At 39.2% G+C, this 11,444-nt stretch carries 9 protein-coding genes; all 9 read right to left on the bottom strand.

Translation table 11 applies throughout. The annotated features are described in order from the left end of the window. Nucleotides 1-9 precede the first annotated feature (9 nt). Nucleotides 10-777, bottom strand: a complete 768-nt coding sequence (locus tag GZH82_RS00440; RefSeq protein WP_162680824.1) for a tyrosine-protein phosphatase — start codon at nucleotides 775-777, stop codon at nucleotides 10-12. Further along, a complete protein-coding gene (locus GZH82_RS00435) occupies nucleotides 774-1,472 on the bottom strand; it encodes a polysaccharide biosynthesis tyrosine autokinase (protein ID WP_162680823.1) in 699 nt (232 codons plus the stop codon). Before GZH82_RS00435 ends, GZH82_RS00440 begins: the two co-directional genes overlap by 4 nt. Nucleotides 1,473-1,490: 18 nt before the next feature. Further along, a complete protein-coding gene (locus tag GZH82_RS00430) occupies nucleotides 1,491-2,153 on the bottom strand; it encodes a Wzz/FepE/Etk N-terminal domain-containing protein (protein WP_162680822.1) in 663 nt (220 codons plus the stop codon). 393 nt (nucleotides 2,154-2,546) lie between these two features. Next, complete coding sequence (gene gtfB, locus GZH82_RS00425; RefSeq protein ID WP_162680821.1) at nucleotides 2,547-3,887, bottom strand: accessory Sec system glycosylation chaperone GtfB; 1,341 nt, start codon at nucleotides 3,885-3,887, stop codon at nucleotides 2,547-2,549. Further along, complete coding sequence (gene gtfA / locus GZH82_RS00420) at nucleotides 3,884-5,392, bottom strand: accessory Sec system glycosyltransferase GtfA (RefSeq protein WP_162680820.1); 1,509 nt, start codon at nucleotides 5,390-5,392, stop codon at nucleotides 3,884-3,886. The genes gtfB and gtfA overlap by 4 nt, the downstream gene beginning before the upstream one ends. Before the next feature lie 14 nt (nucleotides 5,393-5,406). Next, entirely contained in the window at nucleotides 5,407-7,797 is a 2,391-nt protein-coding gene (gene secA2, locus GZH82_RS00415; RefSeq protein WP_162680819.1) for an accessory Sec system translocase SecA2, read from the bottom strand. Nucleotides 7,798-7,821: 24 nt separating this feature from the next. Beyond that, complete coding sequence (gene asp3 / locus GZH82_RS00410) at nucleotides 7,822-8,343, bottom strand: accessory Sec system protein Asp3 (protein ID WP_162680818.1); 522 nt, start codon at nucleotides 8,341-8,343, stop codon at nucleotides 7,822-7,824. Next, nucleotides 8,333-9,895, bottom strand: a complete 1,563-nt coding sequence (gene asp2 / locus GZH82_RS00405; protein ID WP_162680817.1) for an accessory Sec system protein Asp2 — start codon at nucleotides 9,893-9,895, stop codon at nucleotides 8,333-8,335. Before asp2 ends, asp3 begins: the two co-directional genes overlap by 11 nt. Continuing rightward, entirely contained in the window at nucleotides 9,879-11,444 is a 1,566-nt protein-coding gene (asp1, locus tag GZH82_RS00400; RefSeq protein ID WP_162680816.1) for an accessory Sec system protein Asp1, read from the bottom strand. Before asp1 ends, asp2 begins: the two co-directional genes overlap by 17 nt.

Genomic DNA, 11,444 nt, shown 5'->3' with positions numbered 1-11,444 from the left:
CCCACTTGTTCAAATTAGACCAAAGAATTTTTTATGTTTTGTCGGCTTTAACGGTCTCTCTCGTTTGATTTCGATATTGTTAACCATTGTGCTTCCATTATTAATCAATTGTCGTATCGTTTCTTTATAAGGTCTGAGTTTGTTTGCTTCTATTAATGTTTGTAATTGAAAAGGTCTTTCTTCTGTTGAATGCGCATCAGACGCAATCACATGTGCTAAATGGCATGTGATAAACTGTAGTGACAGCTTTTGAATATTTTTGCCAAATGTGCCTAAAAGGGAGCCTGCTGTCAGTTGACTTAACGCACCATTTTGAACGAGTTCATACAAGCGTTCCGGATTTTTAGCGATGGCTTTATTCCGCTCTGGATGGGCAATGACCGGAATATAACCACGTTGTTGTAATTCAAAAAATAATGCCTTCGTATAATGGGGCACTTCATTCGATGGCAATTCAATCAATACATATTTGGAATGATTCAATCCCATCACTGTGCCTTGTTCAAGCCTTTGAATGATGTCACCTGAAATTCGAACTTCTTGTCCTGGATAAAATGTCATCCCTAACTTTTGGATTTCTGGATGGTTTTTCATCTTCTCAAGTTGTTCCATTACAACATTTGCTTCGTTATGAATGCCTGGTTTGAGATGATGGGGTGTTGCGACAATACCCGTCACCCCCTGTTCGGCTGCTTGTTGTATGAGCGCAATCATATCTGTTTCAGTCTGAGGGCCGTCATCTACACCGATTAAGATATGATTGTGGATGTCAATCATTGTTTCTCATCTCCGTAATAAGCATAGTACCCTTCATCTTTGTCAGGTTTGATTTTATTAAGGACGACACCTAAAATTTGCGCATTGGATTTTTCCAACTCTTTTTGACCTTTCATGACATAATGGCGATTATTTTTTTCTACATCGATGACATAAATTGCATGTCCCGAAATTTTGGCATATAACTGTGCATCTGTGACTGAATTAATCGGAGGTGTATCAATCACAATAAAGTCATAGCTTTTTAATAAATGTTGGTATACTTTTTGGAAAGCTTGTGATGTGATAAGCTCTGAAGGATTGGGAGGGATAGGCCCTGAAGTAAGTACGTCTAATCCTTCTACTTCTGTTTCTTGGATAGTCTGTTCATAGTCGCCCCAGTTCATCAAAATACTCGATAAACCTTTGTTGTTGGGTAAATTAAAAATGTAATGCTGTGTCGGTTTACGCATATCGCCATCAATCACTAAAGTACGGTAATTCGCTTGCGCATACGTCACTGCTAAATTTGCTGAAACAGTTGATTTTCCTGAAAACGGCGATGATGATGTTACAATGACACTTTTAATCGGTGCATCGACTCCTGCGAACATAATATTGGAACGAATGCTCCGAAATTTTTCACTGACCGATGATTTCGGTTGATGGCGCACGATTAACTGTTCTTCTGCTGTTTTAGTTTTAGATTTTGCCATAATACCCCTACTTTCCCCCTAATATTTCTCTATAGATCCGATAACCGGAAGTTTGAGATATTCTTCTACATCTTGTTCTGTCTTAATGCGTTTATCTAGCATTTCTTTCATCAAAATCATCAAAATTGCGATCACTAAGCCAAGTAGCAAGCCAATGACTAGATTGATGACTGTTTTAGGAGAAACTTTTTCAGCATTGTCTCCTGCTTTTGATAGAATGGAAACATTATCAACATTCATAATTTTCGGCATTTGTTCAGCATACACATTCGCAATCGTGTTCGCGATATTTTCTGCTTCACTTGGCGATGTGCTCGTCACACTAATATTAATTACTTGAGACTCAGCAGAATTTGTCACATTCACCATCTTAATTAATTCATCGTAACTGTATTTGTGATGATATTCCTTCGCCACTTCCTCGAGAATTCTAGGACTTTTCAATATTTCTGAATATGTATTAACGAGCTGCAAGTTATTTTGGACAACTTGAGCGTTCAAATTGCCTTTATTTTCCTTTTGATTCACTAAAATCTGTGTTGATGCTTCATATTGAGGCTTTAATACCCAAAATGTTAACACGATTGATAAAAGCAAAAAGGTAATAGGCAAAATAATCAATAATTTCAAATTACGTTTGAATATTTTCAAAAGGTGACCTAAATCGATTGTCTCTTCCATAGTTCCTCCCAATTAAATAAAAATTTACATTTTGCGAACATGTTCTGTTTTTATTCAGTTAATTATCCTTTTAATTACGATTTTTAACTTTCTTTTTCATCATACACCTTAACGCTATTTTATTCTATAAATTACAAACAATTTTTTTAATAATTAGTTTATTGTTTATTGAAAGAAATTTATCGTTTGGATAGTTTGTATTGTTGTAGATAATGCTCATTAATATCTATTTAAATATAAAAATTTAATAGTGTTTTGTGCGCCTTTCAATATGTATATCAACACTAAAATCTCCTCATTTTAAGCGTTTGATGTAGTGTACAAAGCATAAAAAAGCATCCTCTTCCACGTTGGTTGCGACCAAAATGAAAAGGATGCTTGCGCTATTAATCATTATTTTTGAAATACCTTTGTGACTAACTGAACAAAATGATCTCGTTCGATGTGATGTGCATGTTGAAGTTGCTGTTCTATTCTTTGTTCAAATGCATGAGGGTTAGCATCAATGTCATCTAACAGTTGATTCAATTTTGTATATGTATCTACCGAGAAAATGTGATTCGGTGCAATCAGCGGACGATGATGTACTGTTTCGTCATATGCCAAAATAAGCTGTTGATGATAAAAAGCACGCGAAATTGCATTTTCAAGTTCATTTCCACGGTTAATATCTAAATAAATGTCACACAGCTGATACAATTGGGAAAACGTGTCTTTCTTTGCTGTCGGATACAACTTCACGTTAGGATATTGATCAAAAGCCATTAACTTCGACGACATTTCGGTCCGTGCCGCAATATGAAAATGCCATGCGGGATTTGCAGTGACAAGTTCTTCTAGATGCGGCATCTCATCTGAGTTCGTCAATGTTAAGATATGCTTCGACTGTTGATTCGTTTTATCGAAATGATACAAGTAGCCCGCTCCATGAACATTGACGGCTTGTTCTGGAGGTAGTTGTGCGACAATGTTTTCATATTCTTGTTTATCCGGAATCATCACAGAGAATCGACGGCTTTGTTCACGATCTAACAGGGCTAACATATTTCCTGGGACTTGACCTTGACTCTCTTCTTGCCAAAACAGTCCCCCACGACCAGTCCAATTCATATGATATAACACTAAAAAAGGTGTTGATAATGAATTAATGACAATGTCGCTCAAATCAACTTGCACCTGTTGTAAATAAAAAGTGATAAAGGCAACTTTGGAATCAAAAAAATATGTTTGACCTTGCCAGTTTAATACATAATCGCCTGTGACATCATTTTCATAAATGACTTCTTTCCTATCACTTGTTAAATATTTTTTGAAAATAGCTGTCCCATCTAAGTCATAAATCGTTTCAGCAAATTTAAAGCCATACTGTGTATAATGGTCAATCGAACGCAAACGCCCATGCTGATCTAGCCAACGTACATGACTCACAATCCTCGTTTTATCATGCGGACGATAAACAATTTCACCACGTGTTTGCCCCATATCTTTAATTTTTGCACCATGATGATCACCGACAATTTCCCAATACGGTGGAATGTCGACTTCATTAAAAAATAACGGTTGGTCGTTGTCATATAATTGATTCGCCGCAAAAAATTGGTAAGGCGATGTGACATTTTGGGGTAAAAAGCCGTCATCTTCTAAACAGATTGTGAAGTTTTGAAAGCCTGCTTGGATGAGTGTTTGATGTAATAATTGTGTCGGTTGATGATAATGTTCAAATAAGTTAATCATGTACGCACCTCTTCCAATACGTTTTGCCATTGTTTCACAATTTCTGTCGTTTCAAACTGTTTCGCTATCGCATAGGAGGTCGCGTGTGGGTCTGCAGGTCCGTGCTGAAAATATTGCACAATTTTGGCCGCCATACGATCCGTCGTTGCATCAATCGTTTCATTCGGCACTAGCATCTCTAGTAAATAACCGTTTTGCCCTTCTTTAATAAAAGTTGGATTGCCATAATTGACATTAAACCCTATCATACCGAGCCCCGAACCAACTGCCTCCATCAATGTTAAACCGAAACCTTCACTTTGCGAGGCGGATACAAACAATTCATATTGCGCATAAATATGTGTTAAATCAACATGGCCTTTAAGGCGAATATAACTTTCTGCGTTATATTGTTGAATCACTTTTTCAATACGTTCGCGTTCAGGACCATGGCCGTATATATCCAACTGGAGTTCTGATACATGCTGTTTCGCTTTAATAGCTGCCAATGCAATCCAATCAACATGCTTTTCTGACGCTAACCTTGAAGCAGTGATGATCGCATAAGGTGTCCGCGCTTGTGCAGGATAAGTTAATTGTTTTAAACTCCCGACCGGAATCGTGTAAATACGTGGATTGTTAGCCGTATATTGACGAAACTGTGCTGTTAAAATGGTATTTTGCAATTCTGTTGCGACAATATAAAAATCGATAAACCGCGCATTTTTGAACTGATATTCATAATAATTGTTCCATAAAATATGTGTCCCATCTGTCGTATTTTCACTGAAATGTTCTGCATGAATCACTACACCGATACGACTCGCTTGTTTATTTTGTAAAACAGCTTGACCGATATGTGACGCTCGATCTAACAAAACGATATCATCTGATGTTAAATTTAATTTTTGCATGAAATACGCCACAAGTTCCTCTTTACTGTATAAAATAGCGTCCTGAAAACGGTACATGTGCATATCCCCATCAATGATTTCTTGATACGCAACCGTGCCGTCTTCATTGTAAAATTGACGCATATACAATTTAGCGCGTTGTTCACTCGGGGCGTAATACTCTGAAAATGTCCGCACATAACTGAAAAAATCTTTACGTATGAGCATTCCATTGACGACAAATTCAGCACGATCGACATAGGGTTCATCTTCATTTTTTAAATAACAAGTGACAAATGTTTGCGATGGATGCTGAAAATAGAGCCGCTGTATTTTACCCATATCTTCTATGTACGTTATCGGCTGGCCAAGTTCACGTTGTAATTCTTGAAGCGTGTAAGTCGTTGGTGCAATATGAATGTCCGTGAAATATTGATAAAGCCAAATGATTTCCTCGTCTTTAAATCCTAAATTGGCAGTTAATGTTTGGATATTTTCGGAAGCAATAAAGTCCAAAAATATAAACTTCGCCTCCTCATTGCATTGACGTAGCAATTGTGCCCGATAACTTTGTGCATATTCGACACCACTACTCGCCCAACCGATGCCAAAATTAATATTATAAATCGTCATACCGCACCTCCTCATTAAGGAAAATGAATCGTTACATTGCCATTTTGTTGTTGGTCCATCATACTCAAACAAATATTTCTAATGATGCGATGCTTTATCTCCCACACCATCCGATTGAATGACTCTAGCGCTACTTTATGGTATTCAAACATCGCGTTACGTTGGCCTTTTTGGCGTTGATTGACGTTTGCCTTTAATTGTTGTAAGTAGTCCACTTGTTCAATCCACGCCGTATCAATCGCTTTAAGCACCGTTTTACGCAAAAATTGCTGAAACAAGGCGTCATTGTTAATCTTCTGTTTGTTTTTCTCAAATTGTTGCTTAAACTGTCCCATTAACAAAGCCACCATTGCATCCACGTTGCCTGTTGTGCGATTAATTTCAATATCAACAGCACTAAAACTCACATTTTGATAAATATATTGCGCAATATCCGATGCCGTCACTGTGCCCGCTGTCTTAAAATGATGATGAAAAACGTCTCGTGCCAATTGTTCAAAATTAAGCAACGCTAACTGCTCACTTTCTAATATTCGATTTCGCTCGCGATAAATGAGTTGACGTTGTAGGCTCATACTTTTTTCAAACTCATTGGCCGATGCTCTTAACTTCATCCCTTGTTCTTCAGCGACACGTTGCGCTTTTGTGACAATACGCTTCACTTTATTGCGAAATAGCACACTTTCAGATAAATATGCATGATTCTCTGACATGAATCTGTCATTTTGAGTTAATGACGCATCACTCCATCGTTCGACTAAATAATCGTCGAGCGAAATAAAAATTTGGGACCGACCCGGATCACCTTGTCGCCCTGCACGTCCTCTCAACTGTTTATCAATACGACTATTTTCCATATGTTCATGCACCAATACAGTTAAACCGCCCAGCGCATGTACTTCGGGAGAAAGTTTAATGTCTGTTCCTCTGCCAGCCATACTCGTCGCCACGGTCACTGCACTCAACTGACCCGCTTCTGCAATCATTTGCGATTCTTTGGCAACATTTTGTGCAATGAGCAAGTTGTTAGGAATGTGCAAATTAAACAGCACATCCGAGAAATATTCTGCCGCTTCAGCTGTTCTTGTAATCAACAATACGGGACGCTGTTGTGCATGTAACGCCTTCACTTCTGCCAAAATTGCATCATTTTTATCGTGAATATTCACAAACACACGATCTGGAAAGTCTTCGCGAATGACCGAATGCGCGGTTGGAATTTGAATCACAACTTTCGAATAAAGCTCAAAAAATTCCTTTTCAGCTAATTTTCCTGTTGCAGTCATACCGGAAAAACGGTCAAATTGCATAAATAAATTTTGGAACGTAATCGTCGCCATCACACTCATATCGTTGGAAATATCCAAGTTTTCTTTCGCTTCTAATGCTTGATTCAGTCCCGCTTGCATTTTCGTACCTGGCAACATACGCCCTGTAATGCGGTCAATCAACATGATTTCACCGTCTAACACAATATAATCTAAATTCACATCCAAGACATAAGTCGCACGTAAAGATAAATTGATTGTACGTACCAGATCCACATACACCTTGTCATAAATGTTCGGAACGTTAAAATACGCATTCGCTTTCTCAATCCCTTGTTCTGTTAGCCAAATTTCCCGCTTAGTCTTTTTCATTTTAAAGTCTTCACCTTCTTGAAGCGTGGCGACAAATGCTTTGGCGGTTGCGAACAAGTTGGATTGGACACGTGGCGCACCAGAAATGACGAGGGGTGTTTGTGCTGTATCTAAAATAATCGAATCCACTTCATCAATCATCGCATAATGTAATTCTGGCAAAAACTTACTTTCTAACGTGTCCGCTAAGTTATCGATTAAATAATCAAAGCCTAAATGCCCATTTGTCGTATAAATGATGTCATGTTGATACAACTGCTGTTTTTCCGCATTATTCACCGGATTCTCTGCATTTTCTACAAAACCGAGCGAGACCGATAAACCTAACCAATTGTACAATGGCTTCATTTCTAAATAATCTCGCGCTGCTAAGTAATCATTGGTCGTAATTAAAAATACCGCTTTCCCCGTTAACGCATTTAAATATAACGGCATCGTTGCGGTGAGCGTTTTCCCTTCACCAGTCTGCATTTCAGCAATATTGCCTTGGTGCATGACAATCGCACCGAGCACTTGCACATCTTTATGGTACATCCCTAAAACACGCCGTGACGCTTCTCTCACCACTGCATACGCTTCAGGTAACAAGTCCGTCAATGTTACTTCACCGTTACGCAATTGCTGTTTAAACATTGCCGTCTTTTGTTGAAGTTCTGCATCTGAATATTGGACCATCATTTCACAATATCGGTTCACTTTTTTCAACATTTTTGTCAGTTGCTTCAGCCGCATACGATTGATTGTTCCATTAAGATTGAATCCCATGGGCGACCTCCTTTCCAAAAACGACTACAACGTTTCCTGTGCACGTGTCCGTCGAATGATGTCGTTCACTTGCGCCTCATAAAGTGAAGGTGTCGACTTAACATCATCCTCTTGCGCTAACTCTGCAATAACAATACGTCGAAACAGCAACTGATGACACGCTGCATTCATCAATCGAATGTCATAACGATATGCCGCTTTCGGGAATTCGAAGTCTTTATTCGTTTCATTTATCATCAATTGCTTAATTTCAGTATCGTTTTTTCTATAAAAGGTAAGCACGAAATATACACTTCCAACTGGATTTACCGCCACTTCAAATGTCAGACGATAGCGATGTCCTCTCTTTAAAATAGGCAAACTTGGCGTACGTCCCTCTTTATCAAATTGCGTCGTCATTGTCCATAAATGAATGGGTAATCCTGACGGCATCAGCTGATTTTCAAAATATGTACCATTCGGTTGAAAGCGAATTGTCGAGCCATGCTGATACGTTTCTCCATTCGTATTGCGCCAAAAAATCGTCATCGTCTGTTTAGTTTGCATGAACATCTCTCCCAAAATGATCTTTCAATAAAATGTGATAAAAGTTCATAAACCAACTCACAACCGTCGCCGTATCATCATTATGGCGCCCCGGTATCGCTTTATTCATGACATGGACATGTTGTCGGCTGAGAACCGGCAGTAAATCACGAAATGCAGTTGGATCATAATCATCATGCACCATATACGTCAGCGGGATAGAAGTATCCTGCAAATCACTGTTTGTCAACACGTCCCAAAATTTTTCATTCAACCGAGCAATACGTGCATCAGGGTCAACCGCTTCATACTGATGTGCCAACACGATATCGAGTGATGTGTCAAAATCTTGTGGACGGAGCAATTTCATATTTTGTGCTATAGTTCCGATATTCACGAGCGGTTTGCCGACATTGATGGCTTTCGGATGTAATTGCGCACCGTAATATAACGCGCCGAATGAGCCCATAGACAATCCGGAAAAGATACATGCGTCATGATGGAATCCAAGCGTGGCCAGCGTTTGCTGAATGACTTGTTTAATACCATTTTCATACGTAGTCGACCCCAAATAGAACGCGCCGCCTTGAATGCGTGGGTCGCTGATGAGTAAAAATGGTGCGCCGAGTTGTTGCATTAAATAATACGCTTCAAACCCTTCAGCCTCGCGATAACCACTAAAATAAACATTTAATGGTGGCTTGAAATCACCTGGGTTAAAATAGTAGAAAAATTCTTCTCGTCGGTCATCGACAAATCGTTCGCCACCTAACAACAATTGTCCAAACTCAATACGAGACAAACGTTTATGTACCGCACCGATATGCACGACCCCGCTGTAACGTGCCCTTACCGCAATCGTGATATATGCCGTATAAGGGCGTCGTGATAAGCGAAGCGGTTCTGCCAATGCGTCTTCCGATAAGACAAACGTTTCTAACACGCCTTCTTCAGGATTGAGCGACATCAAACGTACGACATATTCGAGTTCAACATCACCTTCTGTATGAAATTCCGGCCATACTTCAATCACTTTATCTTTGTCGTAAATTAAATTTTGACGCCAACTGAGCACCGGACAAAATGTATCACCAAAATCACCTACAAAACGCACAGCTTTATGACCATAGTAAGTGACATGAATCGCATCAGACGTATGAATATGCGTATGTGCTGGACTGATTTTGTCACCATATTGCCCGGGAAATGACAAGGCGATTAATTTATCGTGTAATTCGGCTTCATCGGTGTAATCAATCGGTCGAATACGATACTTTTCCACGATTTCTAACGCCGCGTAGCCTGTTTGCCAATCATGATGATCCACGACTGTATTGTAAGGTGTACTCACAAGCGTTAACAGTGCCTCCATAGGTTCAGCTAATGGCGTTTGTACGAACACGAGATCGAATACACCTTGCTCTTCAATGACTGCTGTCATCTTTTCAATAGACGTATTGTCATAGTAGAACAGCTGTGTATCAAAATAATTCCACGTCACTGCTGGATTTGAGTCGAATAAATATTTTAAATCACGACCACCCATTTGTAGCACATTAAACTGTTGCCCCATCGTTATCACCTTCTAAAAAATGGTCTAGCTGTTCAATAATACGCTCAGAACGCACCGTTTCAATCATGTTTGTATTAAATGTGTAAGCAGCATTCCAATGTTTTAACGTCTTTAAAAAGTAATCTAACGCTGAATGAAGCGCGTCATAATGATCAATAATGATGCCATTTTTAAAATCTGTCACATAATGGCTTTGAAACATATGAATTTGAGGAATGCGCACACTGATACTCGCAATTTGGACATATAAATCGGGTTCGTCACTCAAGTCAATGACGATACGCAAACGTGTTAAAGCTTGGCGCACATCTTCTTCATATGGCACCGATTGGATTTGAATCACTTCCTCAATCGGTGTCGGTTCTTTCGCTTCAATCAACTCCGCTTTCGCTTTATCTTTGACAACTTTTTCGTTATGTTGCGCATTCATTTCGTCCGTGAACTGTCTCATCCAACCTTCTACATGAGCTGCATCTTTTTGCGTCAATAATACGAGTCGATAAGAAGGCTCTCGCTGAACATAAGTGATGAGCTGCTGTAGCACTTGTTGTAAATCCGCATTACGCATCCCCTCTATCCAAATGCCAATATAGGTTTCATGCAATTGACTGCTTAAATTCGTCAGCTGTTGTGTATCAAACGGTGTCATTCTTAATATTTCAGGTGGGTGGGTGTGATTTGCCAATAAAGTCTTTAACCGTGCTTCATTTTCTGACGTATCGACCAACCATTTCAAACTGTGTCCTATCGATTGAATGAATGCCTCATCCAAAGTCTGATTGCGTTTCGTAAAAATTGAATAGCTCACTGTCACCCGCGTTGCAATATCCCGAAACAATGCCTGATGTTGAGAATGTGCACTCACAATCAATTGGTCCGCTTCATTTAAATGACGTGCACAATAACGCGCAAAACGTTCTTGAATGAGTACACCCATCGAATCATACACTGGTGCATCAAACTCACTTTGAAACGGTGCCATCACTTCCACTTGAAGCGTCACCCAGTTTTCTCGGAGGATCACTTCACCCGTTGCGGTTAAATAATCTTGCCTAAACACTTCACCATTTTCATAATAACGAATCGCACTCAAATAGCCGCGCTCATCAAAAATGTACCGTCGCTGCTGTTGATGCTGCTCAAAATCATCGAGCCAAATCAAATAGCCATCCTGATTAAAATACACTTTGGATATGCCATTTTCCGTCATCACTTGAATCAAATAAGGCGAAAATACAAATTCTGCATCATCTGGCCATTCCAAATCATCAAATTGAAACGAACGTGACGGGGCATCATCAAAGCCTTGAATCTCATCAAACAATGACCAAATAGCCGTTTCGTACAAATCATACTTATGCAAAAATAGTCTCAAGTGCGGTTGATAATTCAAATGCAACAATTTAAATTCCACATCATTTTGCGCATGCATCGACATTAAACTAATCGCATCATCAAATTGTATCTTTCTACTATGCACATAAAACGGTTGTGTTAACTGACACCACCTATTGTCATCGTCATACCATGCTGGAACAAAATATTTCAT

The sequence above is a fragment of the Staphylococcus sp. MI 10-1553 genome, from assembly GCF_010365305.1.
Classification (GTDB): Bacteria; Bacillota; Bacilli; order Staphylococcales; family Staphylococcaceae; genus Staphylococcus.
The sequence above is the reverse complement of the archived record's forward strand: the minus strand, read 5'-3'. Positions and strand labels throughout refer to the sequence as shown.

Excerpts from the sequence above, each read along its gene's own strand:
- GZH82_RS00440 (WP_162680824.1), bottom strand. The coding sequence starts at position 777 with ATGATTGACATCCACAATCATATCTTAATCGGTGTAGATGACGGCCCT.
- asp1 (WP_162680816.1), bottom strand. The coding sequence starts at position 11,444 with ATGAAATATTTTGTTCCAGCATGGTATGACGATGACAATAGGTGGTGT.
- gtfB (WP_162680821.1), bottom strand. The coding sequence starts at position 3,887 with ATGATTAACTTATTTGAACATTATCATCAACCGACACAATTATTACAT.
- asp3 (WP_162680818.1), bottom strand. The coding sequence starts at position 8,343 with ATGCAAACTAAACAGACGATGACGATTTTTTGGCGCAATACGAATGGA.
- asp2 (WP_162680817.1), bottom strand. The coding sequence starts at position 9,895 with ATGGGGCAACAGTTTAATGTGCTACAAATGGGTGGTCGTGATTTAAAA.
- GZH82_RS00435 (WP_162680823.1), bottom strand. The coding sequence starts at position 1,472 with ATGGCAAAATCTAAAACTAAAACAGCAGAAGAACAGTTAATCGTGCGC.
- secA2 (WP_162680819.1), bottom strand. The coding sequence starts at position 7,797 with ATGGGATTCAATCTTAATGGAACAATCAATCGTATGCGGCTGAAGCAA.
- gtfA (WP_162680820.1), bottom strand. The coding sequence starts at position 5,392 with ATGACGATTTATAATATTAATTTTGGCATCGGTTGGGCGAGTAGTGGT.
- GZH82_RS00430 (WP_162680822.1), bottom strand. The coding sequence starts at position 2,153 with ATGGAAGAGACAATCGATTTAGGTCACCTTTTGAAAATATTCAAACGT.